General features: G+C 37.6%; 26 protein-coding genes. 17 read left to right on the forward strand and 9 right to left on the reverse strand.

Annotation, left to right across the window (positions count from 1 at the left end):
- Positions 1–286: 286 nt before the first annotated feature.
- Both ACFSCX_RS16065 and ACFSCX_RS16070 read right to left on the reverse strand, forming a co-directional pair.
- Positions 287–1495: an MFS transporter gene (locus tag ACFSCX_RS16065; protein WP_377929266.1), complete on the reverse strand. Its 1209-nt coding sequence runs from the start codon at positions 1493–1495 to the stop codon at positions 287–289.
- Between the two features lie 176 nt (positions 1496–1671).
- A complete protein-coding gene (locus tag ACFSCX_RS16070) occupies positions 1672–2544 on the reverse strand; it encodes an EamA family transporter (protein ID WP_377929267.1) in 873 nt (290 codons plus the stop codon).
- A gap of 418 nt (positions 2545–2962) precedes the next feature.
- Between ACFSCX_RS16070 and ACFSCX_RS16075 the strand changes: the two genes are divergently transcribed.
- Positions 2963–3529: a GNAT family N-acetyltransferase gene (locus tag ACFSCX_RS16075; protein WP_377929268.1), complete on the forward strand. Its 567-nt coding sequence runs from the start codon at positions 2963–2965 to the stop codon at positions 3527–3529.
- A gap of 263 nt (positions 3530–3792) precedes the next feature.
- On the opposite strand, the gene ACFSCX_RS16080 is transcribed toward ACFSCX_RS16075, so the two are convergent.
- From ACFSCX_RS16080 to ACFSCX_RS16090, 3 genes are all read right to left on the reverse strand, one after another.
- Positions 3793–4035 carry a hypothetical protein gene (locus ACFSCX_RS16080; RefSeq protein ID WP_377929269.1) on the reverse strand — a complete coding sequence of 81 codons (243 nt, stop codon included), beginning with the start codon at positions 4033–4035 and terminating at the stop codon, positions 3793–3795.
- Between the two features lie 116 nt (positions 4036–4151).
- A complete protein-coding gene (locus ACFSCX_RS16085) occupies positions 4152–4721 on the reverse strand; it encodes a hypothetical protein (RefSeq protein WP_377929270.1) in 570 nt (189 codons plus the stop codon).
- Between the two features lie 164 nt (positions 4722–4885).
- A complete protein-coding gene (locus tag ACFSCX_RS16090) occupies positions 4886–5620 on the reverse strand; it encodes a helix-turn-helix transcriptional regulator (protein ID WP_377929271.1) in 735 nt (244 codons plus the stop codon).
- 168 nt (positions 5621–5788) lie between these two features.
- Here ACFSCX_RS16090 and ACFSCX_RS16095 point away from each other — a divergent pair, with 168 nt between their 5' ends.
- The 4 genes from ACFSCX_RS16095 to ACFSCX_RS16110 all read left to right on the forward strand — a co-directional run bounded on the left by ACFSCX_RS16095 (position 5789) and on the right by ACFSCX_RS16110 (position 9729).
- Positions 5789–6739, forward strand: a complete 951-nt coding sequence (locus tag ACFSCX_RS16095) for a carbon-nitrogen hydrolase family protein (RefSeq protein WP_377929272.1) — start codon at positions 5789–5791, stop codon at positions 6737–6739.
- A gap of 325 nt (positions 6740–7064) precedes the next feature.
- Complete coding sequence (locus tag ACFSCX_RS16100) at positions 7065–8012, forward strand: sigma-70 family RNA polymerase sigma factor (RefSeq protein WP_377929273.1); 948 nt, start codon at positions 7065–7067, stop codon at positions 8010–8012.
- A gap of 177 nt (positions 8013–8189) precedes the next feature.
- Positions 8190–8624, forward strand: coding sequence for a VOC family protein (locus ACFSCX_RS16105; protein WP_377929274.1), 435 nt, complete (start codon positions 8190–8192; stop codon positions 8622–8624).
- 184 nt (positions 8625–8808) lie between these two features.
- Positions 8809–9729 carry a hypothetical protein gene (locus ACFSCX_RS16110; protein ID WP_377929275.1) on the forward strand — a complete coding sequence of 307 codons (921 nt, stop codon included), beginning with the start codon at positions 8809–8811 and terminating at the stop codon, positions 9727–9729.
- A gap of 53 nt (positions 9730–9782) precedes the next feature.
- On the opposite strand, the gene ACFSCX_RS16115 is transcribed toward ACFSCX_RS16110, so the two are convergent.
- Positions 9783–9929: a hypothetical protein gene (locus ACFSCX_RS16115; RefSeq protein WP_377929276.1), complete on the reverse strand. Its 147-nt coding sequence runs from the start codon at positions 9927–9929 to the stop codon at positions 9783–9785.
- 246 nt (positions 9930–10175) lie between these two features.
- Between ACFSCX_RS16115 and ACFSCX_RS16120 the strand changes: the two genes are divergently transcribed.
- The 7 genes from ACFSCX_RS16120 to ACFSCX_RS16150 all read left to right on the forward strand — a co-directional run bounded on the left by ACFSCX_RS16120 (position 10176) and on the right by ACFSCX_RS16150 (position 16446).
- Positions 10176–10937 (forward strand): TatD family hydrolase, encoded by a 762-nt coding sequence (locus ACFSCX_RS16120; protein ID WP_377929277.1) that lies wholly within the window; start codon positions 10176–10178, stop codon positions 10935–10937.
- Positions 10938–10954: 17 nt separating this feature from the next.
- Positions 10955–11128 carry a hypothetical protein gene (locus tag ACFSCX_RS16125; protein WP_377929278.1) on the forward strand — a complete coding sequence of 58 codons (174 nt, stop codon included), beginning with the start codon at positions 10955–10957 and terminating at the stop codon, positions 11126–11128.
- Between the two features lie 171 nt (positions 11129–11299).
- Positions 11300–12028, forward strand: a complete 729-nt coding sequence (locus tag ACFSCX_RS16130; RefSeq protein WP_377929279.1) for a hypothetical protein — start codon at positions 11300–11302, stop codon at positions 12026–12028.
- Between the two features lie 139 nt (positions 12029–12167).
- Entirely contained in the window at positions 12168–13838 is a 1671-nt protein-coding gene (locus tag ACFSCX_RS16135) for an SWIM zinc finger family protein (protein ID WP_377929280.1), read from the forward strand.
- Between the two features lie 115 nt (positions 13839–13953).
- Positions 13954–14163 carry a hypothetical protein gene (locus ACFSCX_RS16140; protein ID WP_377929281.1) on the forward strand — a complete coding sequence of 70 codons (210 nt, stop codon included), beginning with the start codon at positions 13954–13956 and terminating at the stop codon, positions 14161–14163.
- 87 nt (positions 14164–14250) lie between these two features.
- Entirely contained in the window at positions 14251–14469 is a 219-nt protein-coding gene (locus ACFSCX_RS16145; protein WP_377929282.1) for an FmdB family zinc ribbon protein, read from the forward strand.
- A 477-nt stretch (positions 14470–14946) separates the two neighbouring features.
- Positions 14947–16446, forward strand: coding sequence for a vWA domain-containing protein (locus tag ACFSCX_RS16150; protein WP_377929283.1), 1500 nt, complete (start codon positions 14947–14949; stop codon positions 16444–16446).
- A gap of 224 nt (positions 16447–16670) precedes the next feature.
- On the opposite strand, the gene ACFSCX_RS16155 is transcribed toward ACFSCX_RS16150, so the two are convergent.
- Both ACFSCX_RS16155 and ACFSCX_RS16160 read right to left on the reverse strand, forming a co-directional pair.
- On the reverse strand, positions 16671–17015 hold the full coding sequence (locus ACFSCX_RS16155; protein ID WP_377929284.1) for a hypothetical protein: 345 nt from the start codon (positions 17013–17015) through the stop codon (positions 16671–16673).
- Positions 17016–17146: 131 nt separating this feature from the next.
- Positions 17147–17431, reverse strand: coding sequence for a hypothetical protein (locus ACFSCX_RS16160; RefSeq protein WP_377929285.1), 285 nt, complete (start codon positions 17429–17431; stop codon positions 17147–17149).
- A 194-nt stretch (positions 17432–17625) separates the two neighbouring features.
- Here ACFSCX_RS16160 and ACFSCX_RS16165 point away from each other — a divergent pair, with 194 nt between their 5' ends.
- From ACFSCX_RS16165 to ACFSCX_RS16185, 5 genes are all read left to right on the forward strand, one after another.
- Positions 17626–17859: a transposase family protein gene (locus ACFSCX_RS16165; RefSeq protein ID WP_377929286.1), complete on the forward strand. Its 234-nt coding sequence runs from the start codon at positions 17626–17628 to the stop codon at positions 17857–17859.
- Positions 17860–18260: 401 nt separating this feature from the next.
- Positions 18261–19526, forward strand: coding sequence for an MFS transporter (locus tag ACFSCX_RS16170; protein WP_377929287.1), 1266 nt, complete (start codon positions 18261–18263; stop codon positions 19524–19526).
- A 482-nt stretch (positions 19527–20008) separates the two neighbouring features.
- Positions 20009–21160: an acyl-CoA dehydrogenase family protein gene (locus ACFSCX_RS16175; RefSeq protein WP_377929288.1), complete on the forward strand. Its 1152-nt coding sequence runs from the start codon at positions 20009–20011 to the stop codon at positions 21158–21160.
- A 141-nt stretch (positions 21161–21301) separates the two neighbouring features.
- Positions 21302–21628, forward strand: coding sequence for a hypothetical protein (locus ACFSCX_RS16180; RefSeq protein WP_377929289.1), 327 nt, complete (start codon positions 21302–21304; stop codon positions 21626–21628).
- Positions 21629–21699: 71 nt separating this feature from the next.
- Complete coding sequence (locus ACFSCX_RS16185; RefSeq protein WP_377929290.1) at positions 21700–23403, forward strand: M3 family oligoendopeptidase; 1704 nt, start codon at positions 21700–21702, stop codon at positions 23401–23403.
- Positions 23404–23463: 60 nt separating this feature from the next.
- Here ACFSCX_RS16185 and ACFSCX_RS16190 read toward each other — a convergent pair whose 3' ends face one another.
- The gene (locus ACFSCX_RS16190) at positions 23464–24315 is read right to left on the reverse strand and encodes a DegV family protein (RefSeq protein WP_377929291.1); all 852 of its coding nucleotides are present in this window, start codon (positions 24313–24315) and stop codon (positions 23464–23466) included.
- Between the last annotated feature and the right edge of the window lie 526 nt (positions 24316–24841).

Below are 24841 nucleotides of genomic sequence, written 5' to 3' on the forward strand. Positions count from 1 at the left end.
GATAAGCGCGAGTAAGAACCCGATAATATGAACACAGACTAAGATCGCCACATCCTGTGGCAACGTCTGTGTGACCCACATCATGCGGGCCGGGGCTAACAATCAGTGGGGGATGAGGAAAACCGCCACTGATTGAAGTTTCACTTTATGGGTGAACTATTGGCAAGTTGCTTTCGATTGAACATTCTATGGTGGATTAACGTGTGTCGTTCCTTTCCGAAAAATAGGGATTTTTCGGAAAAAAGAGGGAATGCATAGATGCACTCCCTTTCATTTTATCATCTCGTTACTTGGCATGAACAACTTCCTTCTCCACAGAATGCTTATATTTTCTTGTATTCAAGTAGGCCGTTGTCAGTGCCACTAAGAGCAATAACCCTGTAAGAAAAAATAAGCTTTGCATAGGCACGAATCCACCGAGGAATCCTCCCATCATCGGACCGATCATAGCACCGATTTGAGTTGACGTTTGATTCAAGCTAAACGCTCTGCCCCGGAATTCTTCTGGAGTGGATTGCACAACTAATCCATTTAGTGCTGGGAAGACGGAGCAGAAGAAGATTCCATACACAAACCGAATAATGGAGAAGCCTATAATACCGCTAAATAAAATTTGGGCGAAGGTGCCTAATGCACCGCCGAGAAGACCAATAAACAGAACACGATGAAAACCGACCTTATCTGCCCACTTCCCCCAGTACGGGGCAAAGAAAGCACTAGCAATACCAGGGATTGAGATGACAAAGCCTGTAAGTAACGAGGCATATTCTGATGTTCCCCCTAATTTTGCTATATGTAAAGGTAGGATTGGCTCAAGTGTCATGATGGCACAGCTGGCTATCAGGGTTAGAATCAATACAAGAAAGAAGGGACGATTTTGCACGGCCAATTGAAAATCCTTTCGTATCGATCCTTTACCTTTACTTGGTGTAAAGTTTTCTTCTTTTACCCATAAGACGATCAAGATGGTCGCAAATCCAACAATGATACCAGCGCTAGCAAAGGCCCACCTGTTCCCGACGAGTTCTGCCATTCCGCCACCTAGTAAAGGTCCCATAATCATTCCTGTTGCAGTGGCAGAAGAGATAAGCGAAAGAGCATATCCAACCTTTTCTCTCGGTGTATTTGTACCGATCAACGTAATCGCTCCAGGAATAAATCCACTCAATAATCCTTGCATGATACGGAGGGCTAGTATTTGATACGGATTTGTAACAAAGGCCATTAATGTATAAACGAAAAAGAGGGCAATTCCTGCCCGAATAATCATAGGCTTTCTTCCATATTTGTCCGAAATATTGCCCCATATAGGTGTAGCAATCGCACCTGCAAAAAACGCTGAGCTATAGATAAGTCCTGACCACATTTCTGTATGTTCATGTACACCGATTTGTAAAAGAAAAATCGGTAAAAAAGGAATGACCATTGAAAAACTAGCTGCTGTAAAAAAGACACCAATCCAAAGAACATATAGATTCCGTTTCCATGTTTCCATGCTACTATACATCTCCTAGGGAAACTTCAAATTTTATTAGACCTATCGTACCACAGAAATTATTTATTTCATATATCGAAATATTCGGATTCGGAAATATTTTTTTCAACTTATTTGGGAAATTTTAAATAACAAGAAAAGGGAAGATTCTATCCGAAGTAGAATCTTCCCTTTGTTCATATAATCAAGCATGCGGTTCCAATGGTTATGAAGATTGCCCCTACAATTGTATGTTTCGTAGGCTTTTCTTTTAAGATGATAAAGCTCAAAATCATGGTTAGCACGACACTAAACTTGTCGATAGGATTGACGACACTCACCTTACCTAGGGCAAGGGCCCCAAAATAGCATAGCCATGATAATCCTGTTGCAGCACCTGACAGGATAAGAAACGTAAATGATTTTTTGGATATTTTTTTAAGCTCAGGTAAGGTTCCTTGAAACAGTACGATCCCCCAAGAAAAGATAATAATGACAACGGTTCGAATAAAGGTGGCCACATTAGAATCAACATCGTCAATTCCGATTTTCGCCAATATATTTGTAAGAGCTGCAAAGATAGCGGAAAGGATGGCGAGAAATAGATACGACTTCGTATTGAACACCTTGTTCTTCGCTTTCTTCTTCTTCTTATCTCTTCCAATTAACACGAAGGTTCCAATCGAGATAATGATTCCTCCCGTTATGACAAAGGGTGTAGCAGGCTCTTTTAGAATGATAAACGATAAGAGGATCGTTAAAACGACACTTGCTTTATCAATTGGGACTACTTTTGATACATCGCCAATTTGAATCGCTTTAAAAAAGCATAACCAAGATAAACCCGTTGTTAATCCGGATAGGACTAGGAATAATAACGAATACATAGAAACACTTGTAAGATTCTCAGTTTGTCCGGTGATGACAACCATTAAAAAAGCCATGAGTAAAACGACAACTGTTCGGACAGCTGTCGCCAAATTCGAATTCACCTTTTCGATTCCAATTTTCGCTAAGATGGCAGTAAATGAAGCAAATAAAGCCGCTAATAGTGCGAGGATGATACTCATATTACCTCTCCAAGTCTTTTTCTACTATCGATTAACTAGTATTCCATTTAGGGGTTATTTTATCATAGATACGTCGTATTTTGATGCTGAAAATCACCGATACGTCGTATTTTGATGCTGAAAATCACCAAAAATATTATTTTTGGCGCTCAAGAGTAATTTGTATTACTTTTAAGGGTGCGCTAAGTGGAAAAATAAAAATGTTTGGATTAGAAAAGAGCTGTTTACAGTAGCTATAACTCCCTCGGTCCCAACTACGTACCTACCGATATGACGACACAACGGGTAGCAAGCGGATGTTGAAAGTGGTCTGTTCTCGACTCCTGTGACCTATGATAAACTAACAAATGAGTGAAAAATGGCATATCAACTAAATCATAACAATTTAGGAATAAGTCTTTGCAGAGGAGATGTCACATTGAAATTGATAGAGGAAAAATTTGAATTTGTTTCAGAAACAGAAAGATTAGTTATCAGACCATTAAAGAAAGCCGACTATGCAAATTGGTTAAATGAATTTGAAAACCGATATCCATCTCAAAACCGCCACGATTTAGGAAAAATAGATATGAGTGAATGCACACAGGAGTGGTTTCATAATCTGGTAGATAAACATCAAGAGTTAGCACTTCAAGATACCGCTTACGTATTTGGTGTGTTTAGAAAAGAAGAAGGTACACATCTAGGTATGGTAGATTTCTCAACCTTAGCCAGAGACGATTTCCAATGGGGAAGGATTGGATATACGATCCATAATCAGTTTTGGAGAAAGGGTTACGGCCAAGAAGCGGTAAAAGGAGCTCTTCATCTTGCTTTTACACAGTTGAAATTCCATCGCATTGAAGCCCATATCAACCTTGATAATACATCTTCGATGAAGTTAGCTGAAGCAGTAGGGATGGAGTTCGAATGCATTCGCAAAGGGTTTATATACGAAAATGATGAATGGACGGACCATTTGGTTTATTACAAAAACTCAAAGTAATCTATAGTAATTGAACAAAACGGAGTTCCCAATCTTATTAAAAAATCAATTCTTATAGTTGAAAGAAAGCTTGTTCAAAAATAGCTCATAACCTGCTGAATTCTATATGAAAAGATTTCTTGGAATATTTTATAAAAACAAAAAGAAGGGATTACAATTTCATGAGCCCCTTCTTTTAATATCAGTAATAGGATTAACAGTTGGTAAAACGCATCATATACTAAATCCTGATCGAAAACATTTAATAAATTTAAATCTATTACTTATGCTAGACCAAAGCCAATTAAACCTAAAAATAATCCACTTGTAATTAGTATTATACCTACAAAGACTCCTATATCGATGCCAATGTTAATCGAAATTAGACAGATGAATCCGCCAGCAAGAATAAAAACAATGCCTAATCCTAGATAGGCAGAGAATGGCTTGGAGCTAAGAGAAGAGCGATAATAATAGGCAACTATTAAAAGTATAAAGAGAATAAAAAATAAAGTCGAAAGAACCATTTGTCTTGTTACCTCCTCTTACTCAATAATAAACTTTAGCGATTTTGTCATTCTACGATACTAGAAGTCGATTAGAAGATAAATAAGGGGGCAGTTTGCCCCGACTTTTCTTCACTTCAACGAACAACATAATACGTAATCCCCACCACTATAATAATCGATAACACAAAGCCAAGAATGACACCTAGAATGATGGAGTTTTGGGTGTACCCCTTAAATTCTTCTGGTGATTGGTGTTTATCCACCTTCCTAATATGAAGAAACATACCTAAATTTAATACGATTAGCAAAATAAATATGATAAATACGATAAATCCTAGTTCGAAGGGAAAAGCTGAATACGTGGATGCACGATTTAGATAAGCTTGGAAAAACATGATACCACTTAGAAACAACGTAGTATAGGCGTTTAGCTTTCGCTGTTTAAACCATTCAGGGCCCATCTTCTTCTTTTCATACACATTGACTTTTTCAAAAATCGGAAAAATAGATTTAGTCGAATTCCTTCTTACAAAGGCAACAATTGATTGTACTAAAATCATTGCACCAAGGATTAAGAATAGCTGAGTTTGCGTAATCTCTAAAACGCTAATGGCAGAAAAATAACAAAGTAAGACTAATAGAATAAGAGCGTTTGTTATCATGATTTGATGTATTCTCATTTTGAGGATGTCTTTTTGTTCCACTTGATCCTCTCCTTCTATTACAAGTGTTCATCCAAAATATTACATTTCTACTGTAACATAAACTAACATCAGTTAGAACCCTATATAGGAACACAGACTAAAGTCGCCACCTCCTGTGGCAACGTCTGTAACCCACAGTGTGGGGCGGGAAAAGCCCCCACTGATTAAAGTTTCACTTTATGCAGCAGTTTAGTTCGGCTCGATACTCCCATTTTTGTATACATATTTTGAAGGTGTTTTTTAATGGTGCTTGTACTTACAAATAATTGATCAGCCATTTGTTTATTCGTCAAACCCATTTTCAATAATGAACAAATCTCCTTTTCCTTTGGAGTAAAATGTGCGGGGAAATCTATAGGTAGAGTTGAATCTCTGTGAGTTTCATATTGAAGTAAATAATGTAGTTTACTAGAAATAAAACAAGACAATACGTCTAACAGTTCCGCTGATCGGTCACCAAAAGCAGAATGTTTTTTTCCCCCAACGAAGGAGATTCCAGCAATCAGTTGATTTCGGCTTATTAAATAGACCCCCATTTCGTGATAGCAATCATTTGGAACCATAAACTCATTAAAATACCTACTATTTTCGTAGTCTTTTGATGTGGTAATGTCATGGATTCGGAGCACTCTTGACTTAAGGAGTAAGTCCTTTACCTTATGAGGCAAGAGCATATCCTGTTCTTGATAACCATTTACATACTGACTAAATGCACCTTCCTTAATGTTTCGAATGACGGGAGCTGTAATTTCTCCACCTTCATTACAGAGCCAAAAAATGGAACGATCAAGGCCAAAGTGCCTATCTAGCAATGACAAGGTTTGATGGCGAAACTCATCTACTGAATCCTGTTCATCTAACTGTAGTAAGATTTCTTTAACTGCTACTAATGAGGACATCCCTCTCACCTACCTCATAATAAATAATGGTCTGCCTCTATTATAATAAAAATTCTGAATATTTTGTATGAAAACGGAATCATTTACGTGAATATTATCCTTTTGGCTACTATACAGAGAAAACTAGCTGGTATATAAATGAAGAAAGTGTGAAAGGAGATGAAGAGATTGAGTTATTTAAACATGGCGATGGTACAAATTGCTTCCCTTAGTGTCAGCCAAGATCCTGAGCAAAAAGTGAATGAAAATCTTGCAAAGATGATGGGGTATATTGATCAAGTGTGCTTTATAAACCCGACGATTGACTTAATTGCGTTTCCCGAGCTTTACATCAATGGAATTGATCCGATTAACTGGAGGAATATGGCGGAACCTATTCCAGGTGGACCTACGACAGAAAAGCTTTGTCAAAAGGCGCGAGAGGTACAAAAATGGCTTGTGCCTGGTTCCTATTTTGAACGAGGAGCCGATGGAGAAGTTTATAATACCGCTGTATTAATATCTCCAGAAGGTGAAGTCGTCATGAAGTATCGGAAGGTATTCATTCCTTATCCACTTGAACCTTCGACACCTGGTAGTGAATTCCCGGTTTATGAAATCCCGAATATCGGAAAAGTAGGATTCCTGATATGTGCGGATGGGCACTATCCAGAGGCTGCGAGAAATTTAGTGTTAAAAGGGGCAGAAGTCATTATTAAGCCAACTCTTCAAGGGGAATGGATTGGTGGAGTTCGTAATCATACTCCACTTGCCATCACTCGAGCTATCGAAAACCAATGCTACGTCGTGAGCATCAGCCAGCCATCACCAATGGGCATGGGGAATTCAGTCGCTGTTGATCCAGAAGGCCGGATTATAGAAGAGTTAGGTACGACCGAATCGTTTACTTTTGTTTCCTTAAACCTGCAAGAGGTTAGAAGAGTTAGAGAACATGGATCGCTCGGAATGTTCGGATTTCTTAAGCTGTTAAAGGAGTTTAAGGATTCTGGTCGAAATGTGGATGAGTGCTACCAAACAGGGATTGAAAATTCGGAGTTATATAAAACTCTCTCATTTCCACATCCTAAGACCCCAGATCAACTTGTGAATTATAAGAATAAAGAAGAAATAAAATCGTAAACAAGGAACGGGTTGCATTCAAACATCGAAATGCAACTCGTTCCTATTATTTAACATGAATCCTTCTGCTTGTTCATAAGGAACTTCGATAGTTACTTTAAAAATAATTACCCCTAGTTTCCAGCATGACTTTGAGCCTCTACTTAAGGGAGATCATGAAGAATTAGACCACTTGATATGCTAAATCTTCCATCTCTTTGATATTATTAAGTTACCTATTTTCCCCCAATAGACTTCAGTGATAAAAAAATTCCTCAAGCTTCGTACCTTTTTTAAGGAAGATTTCGTTATATGTATTGAATTATCTTCACTAGGAGGAATGAAAATGACCGTAACACCAGAACAGTCCATCCAAAATTTAGGAAACCCACTAAGGGATGTAAGAAAGCAATTTGATGAGATCGTGATTCCGTTTCGTCCGGAGCTGTGGAGATATTGCTACCGAATAACGGGTTCACCATGGGATGCGGAGGATTTAGTTCAAGAAACGTTGATAAAAGCGTTTTCTTCTTTAGCGCAGCTTTGGCAGCCTATCAATCCAAAAGGATACTTATTTAAAATCGCTTCGAACACGTGGATTGATCAATGCCGGAAGATGAAAGGGAAAATGGACTCGATCGAAATGACAAGTGAACCTGTTTACGTTGAGGAGTATGATTCCTTTGCTATAGAAGGAGCAATGGAGCATTTAGTCATCCATTTACCTCCCCGTCAAAGAGTTGTTTTATTATTAATTGATGTATTTCAGTTTAAAGCGAAAGAGGTTGGAGCGATTATTGGGACGACGGAGGGGGCAGTGAAATCATTGTTGAACCGTGGTAGAGGAAAATTAAAACAATTAAACGAGCAAACTCTAGAAGGTAGCCATGAGCCTCTTACGAATGAGGAAAAGGAGTTAATTAATAAGTATATTCAAGCCTTTAATAGACGAGATCCTGATGGAATTGCGAACCTATTAGATGAAAATATGAATCATGATATTGTACACATTGCCATGGAGTACGGACGAGATGTGGTTCGAAAATACTCGCTTGCTGATTGGGCTAAGGACCCAGTAGAAATGACAGCAGAAATGCACTATTTATGGGGGCGTCCAGCAGTCGTCCAGTTTGGCAAAATCAATGATGCTGTGGCGGTGTATGATGTCACTCTTCTCAAAATAGAAAACGGGAAAATCATAGAAATGAAAGACTACTATTTCTGTCCAGAATTACTATCGGAAGCAGCTGCCTTCTTGCAGATTGAAGCGTTTCCGAGGAACTATACTTTATAAGCCTCGGTCGAGTTAAACTATGAAAATAGAATAGACATGGAACAACAAAGAGACAATTATGCTGCTTTGAATCAGAAAGCAATGGAACGGTCTCTTTGGTTTTTTTATGTTGCGAACAAACGTTCTGTGTAATATAATGGAAATGGTTAGGTGATAAATAAAAAGGAGATGGAAAAAATGACAGTTAAGTTAATCCCGTATTTAGTCATGGATGGAAACGGAATGGAAGCGATTGAGTTTTACAAAGAAGCATTACAAGCGGAAGTGTTGTATACTCAAACCTTTGGTGAAATGCCTGAAAATCCGGAGTATCCCCTTCCAGAGGATGCAAAAGAACGAGTTTCACATGCAACGATAAAAATTGGAGAATCAGAATTAATGTTATCGGATACGTTCCCAGGTCAAGTCCATCAAAGTGGAAACCAACTAACAATTTGTATTACGACAAATGACCAAGCTCAAGCGAAAGCCATGTTTGAAGCATTAAGTGATGGTGGAACGGTAACAATGCCCCTGCAAGAAACATTTTTCAGCCCTGCCTATGGAACTGTAACAGATAAGTTTGGGGTAGGCTTTCAAATTCACACTGGAAAATCGCAAGAAGAGATGTAAAAAACTACATAGATAGTACTGATCACATTGCTCCTGGATGAACCCAGGGGCTTTTTATTTGAATTGTACATTCATTAGCATCTCTGACTTTTGGAACCTTCGTCAAAAATACGTGATATGATATAAATAACGAAAATATAGATAATTAAATGTAGATGAGAGTTCCATATATAGGGGGAATAAAATGGATCGTCATAAATGGGTTGGTGTTTTTAGGGGATTTATCGTGGTCGCATTAATTAGTAGTATGATCATGAATGTCAATTTATTATCGAAAATGGAGCAGCTTGAGAACCAAGTAAATAATTTATCGGGCAATCAACATACCATCATGAGTAACGTAAATAGTCAAACAAGCCAAATTCAAAGTGTATTGAATGACTTCGTAAACGAACAGAGCTGGATTAGCAGAATAAATGTGGAGGTCACCACAACGAAAGAAAAGAAAGCAGATGCGTTTTTTGAGTGGCAAGTAAAAGAACTTCAAAGCACTTCAAAGGTTGTGTTCCACTATGCTTATGGGAATCATGATGATTATACTACGATACCAGCAGAAGAAATACAACAAGGTTTATATCGCGTAAAGGTTCCTTTTGATTTGAAGATAGAACCGGAATGGGAAAATGGGATTTATATAAGCTCAGAAAACCATGAAGAGACGAAAACAGAGGAAGAACCTAATAAGATTGCAGAGTATAATCAACAAACGCTCAAATACTTTGTAACAGTATCATATGACAACTTGGTGAAGAGCAGTGAAATACAAACTGAGTATTTAGGCCATTACGGTAGTAGCTATTATGGGCTCATTCATTCAAATATCCATATCCATAACGAAACCTTGCACATCACCCTCGCCCACAACTATGCAAATGACCCATCTATGGTTGTAGAAAAGGCTTTTTTATTAAAGTATGAAGGTGAACAGCTGATAGGAGAAGAAGAATTTGAATATATCGTCGATAATGATGACGAAAATATCCCCCCTGAACATCAAGTAGGCTTTTTTCAAATAAATGAATTAAAGAAATATGAGAATATGCGTCTTGTTATCAGAGTTATCTATAGTAATGGAGAAACCTTTGATAAAGTAGTATACAACTAACATGAAAGGAGTGATTCCTAGAAATCACTCCTTTCATGTGTATGCGTTCTACCTTATTCTTTATTATTCATTACTCCATCATTACTTTTGTCCAATCCGGTCATATTATTGACGGTTTGTACAAATACGTTTAATCCATCATCAATCGAATGATTCATTTCCTCTGTTTCCTTTTGCTCGCTTTGTTCTTGCTTTTTCATATTGTCGCCTCCTAAGCGTAGGATTTGTAGTTATAATAAAAATATACGAACATGGATAAAGCCATACTATTTATTTAAATATGATTCTTCCAACAAATAAGGGTGTTTTATACACTTTACCTTCCGTATGATTTCGTGATATTGTTGCCACCGCGGGGATAATCGAACATGCATAAAGTAAACGGAATCCGATTTTTTGTTTAGCGATAGATATAAATATTTATAAGTTTGTGAGGTGGTTCAAACGTGATCGATGCCCATATTCATCTCGAACAATACTTTGAGATTGATCGTCAAATCGAAACTTGGAAGGAGAACGGGGTACAGGGTGTAGTCGCTGTATCAATTGACCTTAGATCCTCGTACCGTACGCTCGAGCTCCAACGAAAATACCCGGAATTTGTGTACGCAGCGATTGGGTTTCACCCGGAGTATCCATTACCGAATCCGCCAGACTTCGAAGAGTGGCAAACGCTACTTAAAACAGAACGACATCGTATAATAGCAGTTGGTGAGATTGGATTACCACACTATAATCTTGAGAAGCTTCAAGCCCCACTAGAAGCGTATCTCGACTTTTTATCGAATTGTTTAGTTATTGCAAATGCCGAGCAGCTCCCTGTTATTTTGCATGCTGTTCATGATAAGGCAGAAGTCGTCTGCAGCCTATTACAAGAAAAGCAAATCACGAACGCTCATTTTCATTGGCTAAAGGCGACACAGGATGTGCTTGAGACCATTTTGCAATTAGGTTACTTCGTATCCGTCACACCTGAAGTTTGTTACAGGGAAAGGGATCAAAAGCTAGCCTTACAAACGCCACTACAGCAGCTGTTGATTGAAACAGACGGACCATGGAATTTTGATGGACCTTTTCAGCATCTTGACACGTCTCCATTATTATTAGATCCGATCATCCAGACACTGAGCAGGCTAAAAGGACAGGATTATGAGAAAATAAGGGATATTACGTTACATAACACTAAAAGATGTTATCGTTTAAACTAAATAGGAAGGAGATAAATATGTACTTACGCCTCATCGCAATTGTTGCGATTCTATGTATCACCATTGGATTTCTATCATTTATCGTTGCTCTATTTACACAAAGCTATGATTTTGGCTTTTCAATTATCTTATTTGCGATTGGATTAGTATTCTTTTTTGTTGCGAAGATTGTGAAAGGTAGACAAGGCTGAGGGAAGCCTGCTGCCATTATGTGGGGTTCGGTTTAATTACTCATAATATAGCAAAGGGACAGGCACACTGTCCTTATTTTTTTACCCTTCTCTAATTATTAGTAAAATGGAGGAAATGGGAGGTGTTTGCCGAATACATAATGGAACTTAAATGAAAGGAAAGGTGAATGAATGAAACGAAGTAAAACGAAAGGGAAGGTAGTCAAATTTACTCAATCTGAAACAGTAGCCTCAACATTTCGCCACGATTATCCTGTTTCTGAAGACTTAAGGCAAGTAATGGTTAGCGAGGTTTTAGGTGATTTTTTGAGTTGGGCAATAGATAGGAAAGATGATGACGAATTCCTTACCGTAATAGAGGAATTTGTTCATGGACATGAGCCAAGAGACGAGAAAAGGGATGTATTGTTACACAATCTATTTTGGTGGCGTCTATTTTTTCATTCAAATAGTCGAAGTAGCAGTTTAAAAGAATACATGGCTCAAAACTACCACAAGCTTCGTAAAAGGCCATTGATCCTATCTTGGTTAAAGGAATGTGCGAAGGCCATACCAAAATTCTATCACATTGGGTACAAGTATAATGATCGCGTTCTAGTTGTTACGGATATGTTGGAAGCAAAGACATTAGATGTCATTGTGTACGATCCGCTAGCTATTCCACCTAAAAAAGGGGAAATTGTGATGGGAACATTGCTCCCTTTAGGTGATGGACTATATTTTCCCATTATTGATTTTTATCATTTTGATTATGATGCAAGACAAGATATTGCCAGCCACCTATTCCACTACTATGACAAGCATTTAAAAAACTCAACGATGCATGAAGCATTTATCCACGTACTATCCGTCATGTTACAAATCCAAAAACTCGTCCTTTCAGATACCCAGACTACTTAACATTTCCTTCTACTTATATTCTAAAAATAAACATGATAACTTAATTAATCAGATTCAAGTGTTACTTTATATTATAAAATCTTCTTCATTCGGTTATGATTGTACTATTCAATAGAATAATATTGCTAGGGTGATAACATTGAAGCTTTCAAATTTTGAAGAGTATATTGATGATACGATACTAAAGCGCGGCAAGGATTATTTTGTAAAGGGACGGGTGGAAGATGTTACAGTAGTTAGCCATGGCCATTATTCCGGACATGTTGTTGGAACAGAGGATTATCGAGTAGATGTTGTGGTTAGCGATGAAGGAAATATCATGGATTCTTATTGTGATTGTCCTTATAATATGAGCGAATTCTGCAAGCATCAGGTAGCTGTTTTTTACACTCTTAGTCATTCGGATTTGAACATACCGGAAACGAAGAAGAGCCAAAAAGGAAACAACAAGGTGAAACTACAAGATATATTAAAAGGGTTAAAGAAGGAGGAGTTAGTAGAGATTTTAGTAAAGTTTACAGAAGACGACTCCAATCTTGAAAAACAGCTCATCATGAAATATGGACCAGTCGAAGATGAAGTAAAAGCCTCCAAGAAAATAATAAAGGAAAACATAAACAGGGCTAAAAAGAGAGGATTTATCGAATGGAATAAGGCTGCCCAAGCGGTAAAGGGGGCAGAAATCGTTCTAGACAAAGCCTATACTCATTTAGAGAATCATCATCCTAAATTGTCCGTACAACTTGCCACTATCATTTTATCGGAAGTGGTACCTATGATCCAATTTTGTGATGATTCAAGCGGTCATGTCGGTGATGTCATTCATGGAAGCTTACGTCTCATAACGGACGCTACTGAACAGGGAAGGCTTTTGCCTCTTTCTGATCAGGAGGAATTGTTTCAGACCATCATGAAAGAAGCGAAACATCCTAGATATAATGGGTGGAGTGAGTGGAGCTATACTTTAGTAGAAGCCTGCGTTTCTCTATGTGATGATTCGAAGCTGCGAAAGAAGCTAGAAGTAGAAGTGCAAAAGATGTTAGACGATATAAAAGAAGAAGATTCATGGAATGCTCACTATGAAAAAGAAGAGTTGATGCTTATCCAGCTGAAGATTTTAGAACAGTATTATCTCCCTGAACAGGTGGATGAGTTCATCATGAACAATATTTCCAATCACAAGTTCAGAGAAAAAGCGATCTTGATGCTGTTTGAACGTAAAAGGTATGAGGACATTATCACTCTATGTCTAGAAGGGGAAGAAAAAGACGCCGAATATCGCGGGATTGTTCATAAATGGATGGAATACCGTTATCAAGCTTATGAAAAACAGGAAGATATCGAGCAACAAAGGAAGCTGGGAAAAGCACTGCTATTAAAAGGAGTATTCAACTATTACCAAAAAATAAAGGTCTTATACTCAGAAAATGAATGGCGGGAAGAATTAACCGATATATTGACCATCTTTGAGGAGACCAATCCATCCGAGACATATGTGAAAATCCTGATCGAAGAAAAGCTGACGGAAAAACTTTTAACCTATTGTAATAGGAAGTTATATGAAATAGAGCGATTATACCCTTATATCGCCAAAGATTATCCATCACAGGTTATCAAACTATTTAATGATTATATTCAGCAGTATTCAGAAAGAAGTACAAATCGGAGTGAATACAAGAAGGTATGTAAAGTAATTAAAACTTTTAAAAAGGCTTGTGGAAGTGAACCTGCTGGTCAGCTGATTGCAGAATTACAAGAAACATATGTTAGAAGGCCGGCGTTTTTGGATGAGCTTAGGAAGGTTAAATAGATATTGTGCGCAGAAGGCTTGAGGTAAATGCTTTTGGGGAGAAGTATTGCTTAATACAATCTATTAGTAATAGGTAATGCCTAAAAAGCAAAAGAGGAATGATGGGGGAGAAAAAATGCTTAACGACACGGTACAAATCATTAAAGATGAAAAGACAAATGGACATTATCTTCTAGAAGTAAACGGATTCATATTATCAGAAAAAGAAATGGTAGAAATAGCGAAGGGTATCCTTCGATTCCTCGAACAAAACAATCAATCTACGATTGATCAAATGAACGATGAAATTTTGTTGAAGTATGAAGAGTTGAGTTTTCGTAGGTGAATTTTCACTTTCATCATTACAAAACATTATTTTAATGATGAAAGTGTTGAGGGAGATTTGCAGAAACAATTTAAAAAGAGGGATCAAATGCCACCTAAGAAAAAGAGAACAAATAAACAGAACAATAGTTTAGAAGATTTCGGTACTACCACTTTTATTTGTAAAAGTTGTCAGCATGAGTTTGAAGTAGAGTGGGAGATAATTTGGGAGATACAAGAATATACTCATGGTTATGTTGGCTATGATACGACGGATGTATATATGGATTGTCCTAAATGTGGGAAAACCGTTGAGGGTAGTGAATAAGCTACTTGCAATAAACATTAGTAGAATTTATTTAGTTTTCTGGCTAGGCAAGATTATTAATTTATGAATGTCTTGTCGGCCTATTTTATTTGTTTTGAATGACTAAAGTACTCTATATAATAGATTGTTCCATCACTTGTTTTCCATAATCTTGAAAATTGACTCACCTACTCGGATTATTTCTCAGATAGCTTCGGCAGCCTATCCATCTAACCTTTTCATATATTTCTCTTTAAATTTCATATTTACTATATCTTTTATAATACTGGTTATATTTAGGTCCACACCAATGTTGAAATATCATTTCGAACCCAATGATAAAGAAACGGGAAAGGTGTAGTTCTTCGATTCCTGTAAGCATTATACTTTAAATAGCACTCGGTTTGTTACAAAGGAAACAGTATTTGTGAATTTTATGAAATATTTGTAACATTACTAGCCCCCTTTTCGACTAATTATGAAAAGGGGGTTTTTTTGATGAGAATGTTTGGTGTTGTATTACTTGGCATACTGTTACTATTCACAGCGGCTTGTGGTGGGAATGATCAGGCTGCTTCTAGAACGAGTGAAGCGAATGATTCTGCAGCAAAAACAGAAGAAATGGCGATGGAAGCAAAAAGTGATGCAGCGCCACCAAATGGAGTTGCATTCGATAATATGGTTTTCGAAGAATATGGAACAAACCCATTTGTTTCAACAGAGGATGATACGTTATCAACATTTGCGATGGATGTAGATACAGGTTCATATTCTGTGATGCGGAACTATATCAAAAGAGGAGAGCTTCCGCCGGATGAGGCCGTGCGTGCTGAGGAATTTGTCAATTACTTCAAGTCAAATGTTCCATCACCTAAGGATGATACGTTTGCGATTCATGTAGATGGTGGTGAGTCTCCCTTTGGTGAGGGCTATCATTTATTACGGATTAATATAAAGGGAAAAGAAATTGAAGCACAAGACAGAAAAAATGCCAACTTAGTATTTGTCATTGATGTTTCTGGTTCCATGGATCGAGAAAATCGATTAGAGCTGGTAAAGAAAAGTTTAAAAGTGTTAGTGGAGGAGCTTGAGCCTCAAGATCGAGTGGGGATTGTGGTGTACGGTTCAACTGGTCGAGTTGTATTAAAGCCAACAAGTATTGATGAGAAAGACCAAATTATCGAGGCGATTGAAGCATTACATCCAGAAGGCTCTACAAATGCTGAAGAAGGGCTTACATTAGGTTATGAAATGGCACGTGAATATTTTGAGGAAGGCGCGATTAATCGTGTGATTTTAGCTTCTGACGGTGTAGCCAATGTCGGTAAAACAGGGCACGAACAAATCTTGAAGAAAATTAAAGATTATGCAAGAAAGGATATTACATTAAGTACGTTTGGCTTTGGAATGGGAAATTACAATGATGTGTTAATGGAACAGCTTGCCAATGACGGTGATGGCAATTACGCATACATTGACAGCTTTTCGGAAGCGAGAAGAATCTTTATGGAGGAATTAACAGGTACACTTCAAACCATTGCCAAGGATGCTAAAATCCAAGTGGAATTTGACCCAGCTAAAGTAGACCGTTATCGCTTAATCGGGTATGAGAACCGTGATGTAAGAGATGAGGACTTCAGGAATGATTCAGTTGACGGCGGAGAAGTTGGTGCTGGCCATTCCGTAACAGCACTCTATGAAATAAAACTTAAAGAAGATGCAAACAACTTCGGAGAAGTAAGAATTAGATATCTAGATGAGGAAACTCAAGAAATAGAGGAAGTGAAAAAAGGGTTATCCTTTGAAGGAGAAAGACTACCAGAAGACCTCATGTTCTTAGCAGCTGTTGCTGAATTTGCGGAAATCTTACGAGAAAGCTATTGGGCGAAAGAAGGCAGCTTGGAATCGGTGTTAGAGCTTGCTCAAGAATCGGCACAAACTGAAGAGCAATATGCATTTATTGAGCTTGTGAAGGATGCGATGGCACTTCGAAAGTGAAGGGTTGACAGGGACAATGTCTCTGTCTTTTTTGTCATTGCTTAAGAAATTATAAATGCTCACTATTTGTGGATAACTGAGTGATGTGCGTAGTAATCCGGCAATAACGACTGTCAAAACACTGACGATACACCTGATAATATTTTTCAAATTACTATTTACACAACTTAGGACAAGATAATCGGTTTATACATGCATTAAAACGCCATTTATGGATACTTCTTTTATTTACGAATACCTGTACCTATAATTTTCTTTGATTCTTTATGAATATATATTGTAATTGGCCCTAGTGTTTCGTCATCAGTGGTTTTAAATATAATTCTTATAACTGGAGTATCTTTTATATCCACTAACTTATAATCATTGTCCATTATTTCTAAAGTTTCTGATGGTGTGTATTCTAATACTTCAGCTTTTTTCCAGTTTTTAATAGTTTCCTTATCATAAGAATTTAAAGAATCATATGCCAGGTTAATGTCTTGCATATACTTTTGATTTGAATTATTACAACTAGCTAAAATAAAAAGTACTAATGTTAGGCTTACTATAAAAAGATTTTTATTCATAACAGACCTCTCTTCAAAATAAGAATAACAGAATAACCCCTACTTTTTTAAAAAAATTCTGACTATTATTTTCAAATATAAACTACTTAAAGACAGACCCAATCCTCTTTTGGTATTCCTATAACCTAAGATTAGATAATGAATGAAATAATCAAAAGGGTCAGCATAATCATACCTAATACTGATAATATTTTAGCATTCAGCTTTGCTCTTTCAGATATATCTCCGTCTTTATACATCCATCTTTTCCACAACAAACTACTCTCAGGATCAAAGTATGTCCATAATAATATTATGTATATGGGAATAACCATGAAGAACATAAAAATAATATCAGCCAATTTTTCCAACTCCTTAATTATAAATATATTTAGCACTAGTATTATAGATATATTATTATTTTTATCAGTTCTCATTATATAGTAAACTCTTATTAATAATAATCATACTTTTCACACAATTCCTATCTATAACCCCCTCCTAATTCTCCATATACTGTTTATTTCGATTCATCACCAAATTTTGTGATTCAGGCAAAAAAATAAGAAAACACTTATGAAATCCTGGCAATAATGTTAGCGACCAAACTACACATTAGGAGGATCCATAAATGCTTTCCGTATCACTAGAATTACCAGAATTTGAAGTTGTTAAACAAGAAGATTTAGGTTATTGCTTTTTAGTTGTTGTTCAAAAGAAATCACTTGAAGAACGTTGTTCTTTTTGTGGATTTTTTTCATCATTTGTTCATGACAGAAGAACAAGAAAAGTAAGAGACCTTAATATTTTGAATAAACCTGTTTATTTACTAATTAGGGGAAGTTGTAGAAAATCCCCCCAGTAATTGACTTTTTCAAGAATCGGCTCTATAATAATAGTGAATTTTTTCCAAAGAGGAGGGTTATTAAAATGCAATCAGTCAGACTTCGTTTCTCTGCTTTGAACCAGTAATTGAATACGTTCAAGGGCTCTGTTTGTAAGGCAGAGTAAACGGGATTAGTCTGTCCTTTTTAATAATCTTCCATTCGTATATTACTTTGAATTGTTGAAGAAAGGCAGACCAGTATGCCTTTATATTATAATGGGTAAGTAGGTTTTACACTTAATAAAAAGGATCATTCATCATTGTTTACTCAGTAGCACAGACAGGTGTCTGTGCCTTTTTATTTTATCATAAACAGGAGCGTATATGATTTGCTGGGGAAGTTCACATAGTTAAAAAAATGAAAAAAAGGTCGTGAAACGATGAACTCAGTAAATGAACGTGGATTTGAAAATTGGAAGAAGAATATTATTCTGTTTTTAGGCAGTCAAACAATCTCACTCTTTGGATCTGCATTGGTTCAATATGCAATGATGTGGTATGTTACGCTAACTACAGAGTCAGGAATCATGATGACGCTATTTATCATATGCGGTTTCATTCCTACCTTTATTTTATCGCCATTTGCCGGTGTGTGGGCGGATCGGTATAACCGAAAAACGCTTATTATCATATCTGATGGATTAATTGCGTCAGCCACACTGATTCTTGCCATTGTTTTTTTTATGGGATATGATGCCGTTTGGTTGATCTTCCTTATGGCAGCTATCCGTGCCATAGGAACGGGTATCCAAACTCCCGCAGTAGGTGCGATCTTACCACAAATTGTACCGAAAGATAGGCTGACGAAAGTTAACGGAATAAATGGAAGCCTTCAAGCAATTATTATGTTTGTCGCGCCAATCGTGAGTGCAGCCTTATTATCCATGTCATCACTCGAGGTCATTTTCTTTATCGATGTGATAACAGCAATGATTGCGATCTTCACATTGCTTGGTTTTTTAAAAATCGCTCAGCATCAGAAAGCAGTTAATCAGCAACCAACAAGCTATTTCAATGATTTTAAGCAAGGGATAACGTACATTCAGAATCACCATTTTCTGAAACAGTTATTTTTGTTCTTTGGTGTATTTTTTGTCTTAATGGCACCTGCAGCCTTTTTGACTCCCCTTCAAGTAACTAGGAGTTTCGGTGATGATGTTTGGCGGTTAACAGCCATCGAAATCGCGTTCTCCATTGGGATGATGGCTGGAGGTGGAATTATTGCCTCATGGGGCGGCTTTAAAAACAAAATTCATACCATGACCCTCGCAAGCCTATTGATGGGGCTGTGTACGTTAGCGTTAGGAGTTGTACCTATTTTCTGGCTATATTTAATTTTCATGGCTGTATTTGGAATAGCCATGCCAATCTTTAATACACCGACAACGGTTTTACTACAGGAGAAAGTAGATGAAAGCTATTTAGGTAGAATCTTCGGTGTGTTTGGGATGATTTCCACTTCGATGATGCCGTTGGGAATGCTCATTTTCGGTCCTATGGCAGATGTGATCAAAGTAGAATGGCTACTTGTTGGAACCGGTATATTCATATTCATTCTCTCCCTATTCTTAGGAGGAAATAAAGTATTACTGGAATCAGGTAAACCAGTAGTTGAGGAACCAGCTAAATTGGGAAACATAACATAGTCTTATAGTTGTAGAAATAAAACATAGTAAGGCTAGGAAGTTAAATCACGCTCAAAGCTATTGGAGTTTTCCTAAATAAAAAACCAGTCTACGGACTGGTTTTTTTATTTAAATTTTTGTTTTGCTACAAGATTATCGTTTGGTGACTCAGAAATTGATTCTAATCCATTCTCTCTTCGGATCTCAATGATAGGAAAGCAATATTTTGTAATCCTGTTTAGCTACCTTCTTTAGTGAGAAGCTATTTCTTTTTGATCCATAAAGGAATGGGTAGCTATGAATCTTTTTATTTATTTCTTCAAATGTAGATACATTTTTATGTTGAGATGGCGAAGGTATTTCTGAGAACATTACTTGTATTGACCAACAGGGCCACTGAGCATTTTGTTTCGTCATCTTTTGTTCAGCTACAAGAGAAACGCCAATGATCCTTCCTATGTTACAATAACCACAAGCGCAGGTGATGAGAACGGAGGGGTTGTATGGGAGAGCAAAGGAATGAGGTGCGTTCATTAGATGAGGTATTGGCTCAGGCGGAAAGCTTGATTCAGCCGTTTCAGGAGCGTGCGAGGCTAGCAGAGGTGGAAGGCGATTGGCTGTTAGAAAACCTAGAGGACATTAAGAAGGCGAACTTTCTTGGTCTGACGGTCCCAGTTGAGTATGGTGGAAACGGGTTTACGTTGTACGAATTTATCCGTTTTCAGGAAGTGCTTGCACAAGGAGACGGCGCCACCGCCCTCTCCATTGGCTGGCATTTAGGGAACATTCTAGGGAATGCTGAAACACGCAAATGGAAGGAAACGACCTTTCAATCACTTTGTGAAAAAATAGTCAGACAGAAAGCGCTGATGAACGCGGTAGCCTCAGAACGAGCAACTGGTAGTCCTGCTCGTGGTGGGATGCCTACGACAAAGGCTGTTCAGCAGGCAGGCGGAGATTGGGTCATCAACGGTGAAAAGGCCTTTGCTTCTATGGCTATTGCACTAGATTATTCACTTATTACGGCTGAGCTTGGTCAATCAGGTCAAATAGGACAATTCCTTATAGACCACAATACACCAGGTGTCAAGATTAAAGAATCGTGGGACAGTATTTCCATGAAAGCGACGAAAAGTGATGACCTACTCTTGCAAAATGTTCGTGTAGACAAGGAGGCATTAGTCTCCATATCAGACAACAAGACGAATCTTCCGAAAGGCTGGATGCTGCATATCCCTGCAGTCTATTTAGGGATTGCGATATCTGCTCGAAACGAAGCCATTTCGTTTGCCAAAGAATATTCTCCCAATACGTTACCAGGCCCTATTAGCGATGTGCCAGAAGTGCAGCGAAAGATAGGTGAAATGGAGCTTGAGCTTTTTAAAGCACGTCAAATCCTATACGCTATTGCGCAAAAGTGGTCTCATTCACAAGAACTGCGAGCCAACATGGGAAGTGAGCTTGGAGCAGTCAAGCACATTGTCACAAATAGTGCCATACGTGTTGTTGATGTAGCGATGAGAATAGTAGGGGCTAGAAGCTTGTCAGAGAAAAATCCTCTTCAGCGTTACTTCCGAGATGTACGTGCAGGTATTCATAATCCACCAGCAGATGAAAATGTGATCCAGCAATTGGCAAAAAGAGCGCTTCAGTAGAAACAAGTGGACGGTTCTTCTGCTTCTAAAGCAAGAGTAACGTCCTTTTATTATTTACTTAAAATTCACAATATTTTATCTTTTTTTGTAACTTCCTTACCGTTGTTTTCGTATATACATGAAATGCATAGGGGGGATGTTATGAAAAGAACAAGATTCCTCATCTTTACACTTATTGTGATCTTCATTGAAGTGGGAATATCATACGTTATTACTAAAATTTTTCCATTGCGAATGATCGATGCGATGTTTTTTGTAGGAGTAGCCTGCTCGGCGTTCTTTGGTTATTTTTCAAGTTCGGGCGGTATGATGGCAAATGCCAGGGACGCCGAGTATGCTACCAGCTGGCTCGGCATTAAAAGCAAGTATAAAATGAACTATAAATCCTTTTCAATTGGAGTGAACTTTCTGGTACTCGGTTCAATCATATTTTTATTGTTAGGATTTATCATCGCAGTATGGTTGTAAGTATTAAATAAAGGAATTCTTTCCCAAATATAGAATATTGTATTGTCAAGAATAGAAAAGGAGGCATGACGATGAAGCAGATTTACATAGAAAAACATGATTTACAAAATACAGAGGATTTAAAGGAGAAACTGGAGAATCTTCTTCATTCTCCATTCCAATCAGTAGATGACGTTGAAATGTGGCTAAAAGATGTTTCGGATTTCTATGATGAAATACGTGAAAGTTTGGATGGGCATTATATTGATTTCCAAGCACGTAATCATGATGAGAATGCCAAAAAGGCTTTTGAGCATGATCAGGAAAAGATTGGTCCTCTATTGAAAACATATATGGCCAAGTTCGATGAAAAATTAATGAATTCCTCCTACAAAGATCAGCTTGATCAAGGAAAATATGGCCGATTGCTTCTAAGTAAAGAAAACGCAATTAGGCTTTTTAGAGAAGAAAATGTAGGGCTGGAAGTTGAAGAGGACCGTCTCTCAACCCGTTATTTTGAGTTAACAGGCGGATTGACTGCTGAATGGAATGGTGAGGAGAAAACGATTCCCGAGCTGTTTCCGTATTTAGAAAATCCGAATCGTGAAGTGAGAAAAAGCGCTTTTGACAAACTGTTCACCGCTTTAACGTCTGTAGAAAACGAGCTACAGGACATTATGAATGAGATGATGAAGATTCGTAAGAAGAAAGCTGCAAACAGCGACCTAGAAAATTATCGTGATTACATGTTTATGAAGTATGAACGATTTGATTATACACCAGAGGATTGTAAGCGATTGGCTGAATCCATTCGTCAGCACGTCTTACCTGTTGCTAAGAAAATAGATGAGCAGAAAAGAGCAGAGCTGGGTGTTGATACACTTCGTCCTTACGATCAAAAAGCGGTGCCAGAGGGACGAATTCCGTTAAAGCCTTTTTCTACAAGAGATGAACTAGTGGAACGTACATCAAATGCTCTCGGTCAGATGGATGCGAGATTTAAAGAGCTTATTGATGTCATGAATGAAAGAGGAATGCTAGATTTAGAGACTCGTAAAAATAAGTCACCTGGAGGCTTTTGTACATCTCTTCCTGTATCCGAGCTTTCGTTTATTTTTATGAACGCATCACATACTCATTCCGATTTGTTAACGCTTTTCCATGAAATGGGTCACTGCATCCATAACGATTTAAAGCGAAACTTGCCATTATCATATGACCGGGAAACACCAATGGAATCTTCTGAATTGGCTAGTATGACGATGGAGCTACTATCGATGGATCAATGGGATCATTTTTATACAATGGAGGAGCAAAAGCAAGCAAAGCTAGACTTGTTGCGAGGAATTGTCTCTTTTCTTCCGAGTGGTATACGTGTAGATCAGTTTCAACACTGGATGTACGAAAATCCGGACCATACTCCAGAGGAGCGAATGGAGAAATTCAGTGAGTTAACAAAGGAGCTGTCCACAGGTGTTGTGGATTGGAGTGGCTACGAGGACGCCCGCATGAAAGAGTGGCTATTTATCCTTCATATTTTTGAAGTGCCGTTTTACTACGTGGAATATGTCATTGCACAGCTAGGTGCACTTCAAATGTATAAACAATATAAAGAAGACCCAGTAGGAACTCTAGCCAGGTATAAAGAAGCGCTCTCACTTGGAAATACGAAATCTTTATATGAGGTGTATGAAAAGGCTGGTATTCGGTTTGATTTTTCTGGTGAAATGATTAAGGAGTTAATGGATTTTCTCCAAAGTGAAATAACGAAATTAGAAATGGTGGAAAACTGTTAAGTAAATAAACAGGGATGGTTCTTCAACTTCCAAATGGAAGCAAGAGAACCGTCCCCCTTTTTATAGTTCTAAACCTGCAATTCCGAAGCCCCCAGGTCCTGCGTGAGTTGATATCATTGCACCGGCCTGTATCCATCTTATATTGTTAAAACCATTTTCTTTTGCAATTTCATTTATCTGGTGCTTGATTCCTTCATCAAGTCCAAGTGAATAGAGTAAATAAAGCTGTTCTCGATCCAGGTTATATTCGTTTAAATAGTCACGCATCAGTTTTTCTGAAACTGCGCTCATATTTCCACGATATTTTTTCGTTGAAACAAGCTTGCCATCAAGTAAATCAATACGTGGTTTGATTTTTAACAAAGCCGCTCCGAGATAAGCCGCATTACTTACACGTCCGCCAGCACGTAAGAAATCTAAATTACCGGGAACGAAAGACAGCCTTGATTTGGGTACCTTGGATTCAATTTTTTCTACTAAGTGGGCAGGATCTATGGTCGGTTCCTTTTCGAGTAAGGTAACAGCGTACATCACGATAGCTGCTAAGCCTCCTGTTACATTTAAAGCGTCAATTAGAGTAACATCATCAAATTCTGCTGTTGCATTGATTGCATTTTGGAAAGAAGAAGAAGCCTTTGACGTATAACCAATATGAATGATGAAGCAATCAGGAAAGTCTTCTTTAACCTTATTGAAAAATTGATGATATTCATGGATATTTGTAGCTGTTGTAGAGGGGATTTTTTTTGTTCGGTCATAGTAATCAAAGATATCCCTTACTGGTAATGCACCATCCAAATAATCCTTTCCATCCATGATGACGTGCATCGGAACTACTTGAACCCCGTGTTTTTCAGCTAATTCACTTGGTAAATCTGCTCCACTTTCTGTGGATATTATAATTTTTCTCAAAGTATACCCCTTTCTCTTACAACACTGATTTACTATCCTTCTATGTTATATTCGATTATGTACCCTGTTCTTCCTTTTTACCCGAAGGTATAATTGTTCAATGTGGATGGAACTGTTGCTGAAAAGGTAGAACAATAGCTTAGTATCAGTCTCCCCGGAAACCTTAATCAGTATATTGAAAAAAAAAAAACGATATTTATAGTCAAGGATTTCACTTATGTAGTTTAAAGAAAAACTTGAATTCCCTTCTATATTTTTATTAGGCATATGAATTTGAACTATAATCTGGTAAAATTATGTAAATTCTTGAAAATCTTTAAGTGGAATTTATTCAAAACCATTCACCATAAAAAAACATGTTAACTGGATGTTTATATTCCCCACAACATGATAACGAATATATCCAGGATAATATGCGCTGCCTCATCTAAAAAGAAGAAAATGGAGGAATTAATGAAAATCGAACTTGAAAAGCTGATTTATACTTTGAACCAACGCTTCAAAACGAATATCATATCTACTGACT

It is taken from the genome of Bacillus salitolerans, from assembly GCF_042680805.1.
GTDB classification, from domain to species: domain Bacteria; phylum Bacillota; class Bacilli; order Bacillales; family SA4; genus Bacillus_CJ; species Bacillus_CJ salitolerans.

What these genes read in the sequence shown, in the direction of transcription:
- ACFSCX_RS16070 (WP_377929267.1), bottom strand. Translation starts at nt 2,544, where the DNA reads ATGAGTATCATCCTCGCACTATTAGCGGCTTTATTTGCTTCATTTACT.
- ACFSCX_RS16140 (WP_377929281.1), top strand. Translation starts at nt 13,954, where the DNA reads ATGCTTAACGACACGGTACAAATCATTAAAGATGAAAAGACAAATGGA.
- ACFSCX_RS16080 (WP_377929269.1), bottom strand. Translation starts at nt 4,035, where the DNA reads ATGGTTCTTTCGACTTTATTTTTTATTCTCTTTATACTTTTAATAGTT.
- ACFSCX_RS16065 (WP_377929266.1), bottom strand. Translation starts at nt 1,495, where the DNA reads ATGGAAACATGGAAACGGAATCTATATGTTCTTTGGATTGGTGTCTTT.
- ACFSCX_RS16155 (WP_377929284.1), bottom strand. Translation starts at nt 17,015, where the DNA reads ATGAATAAAAATCTTTTTATAGTAAGCCTAACATTAGTACTTTTTATT.
- ACFSCX_RS16110 (WP_377929275.1), top strand. Translation starts at nt 8,809, where the DNA reads ATGGATCGTCATAAATGGGTTGGTGTTTTTAGGGGATTTATCGTGGTC.
- ACFSCX_RS16170 (WP_377929287.1), top strand. Translation starts at nt 18,261, where the DNA reads ATGAACTCAGTAAATGAACGTGGATTTGAAAATTGGAAGAAGAATATT.
- ACFSCX_RS16100 (WP_377929273.1), top strand. Translation starts at nt 7,065, where the DNA reads ATGACCGTAACACCAGAACAGTCCATCCAAAATTTAGGAAACCCACTA.
- ACFSCX_RS16105 (WP_377929274.1), top strand. Translation starts at nt 8,190, where the DNA reads ATGACAGTTAAGTTAATCCCGTATTTAGTCATGGATGGAAACGGAATG.
- ACFSCX_RS16160 (WP_377929285.1), bottom strand. Translation starts at nt 17,431, where the DNA reads ATGAGAACTGATAAAAATAATAATATATCTATAATACTAGTGCTAAAT.
- ACFSCX_RS16130 (WP_377929279.1), top strand. Translation starts at nt 11,300, where the DNA reads ATGAAACGAAGTAAAACGAAAGGGAAGGTAGTCAAATTTACTCAATCT.
- ACFSCX_RS16090 (WP_377929271.1), bottom strand. Translation starts at nt 5,620, where the DNA reads ATGTCCTCATTAGTAGCAGTTAAAGAAATCTTACTACAGTTAGATGAA.
- ACFSCX_RS16175 (WP_377929288.1), top strand. Translation starts at nt 20,009, where the DNA reads ATGGGAGAGCAAAGGAATGAGGTGCGTTCATTAGATGAGGTATTGGCT.
- ACFSCX_RS16165 (WP_377929286.1), top strand. Translation starts at nt 17,626, where the DNA reads ATGCTTTCCGTATCACTAGAATTACCAGAATTTGAAGTTGTTAAACAA.
- ACFSCX_RS16125 (WP_377929278.1), top strand. Translation starts at nt 10,955, where the DNA reads ATGTACTTACGCCTCATCGCAATTGTTGCGATTCTATGTATCACCATT.
- ACFSCX_RS16145 (WP_377929282.1), top strand. Translation starts at nt 14,251, where the DNA reads ATGCCACCTAAGAAAAAGAGAACAAATAAACAGAACAATAGTTTAGAA.
- ACFSCX_RS16185 (WP_377929290.1), top strand. Translation starts at nt 21,700, where the DNA reads ATGAAGCAGATTTACATAGAAAAACATGATTTACAAAATACAGAGGAT.
- ACFSCX_RS16115 (WP_377929276.1), bottom strand. Translation starts at nt 9,929, where the DNA reads ATGAAAAAGCAAGAACAAAGCGAGCAAAAGGAAACAGAGGAAATGAAT.
- ACFSCX_RS16150 (WP_377929283.1), top strand. Translation starts at nt 14,947, where the DNA reads ATGAGAATGTTTGGTGTTGTATTACTTGGCATACTGTTACTATTCACA.
- ACFSCX_RS16180 (WP_377929289.1), top strand. Translation starts at nt 21,302, where the DNA reads ATGAAAAGAACAAGATTCCTCATCTTTACACTTATTGTGATCTTCATT.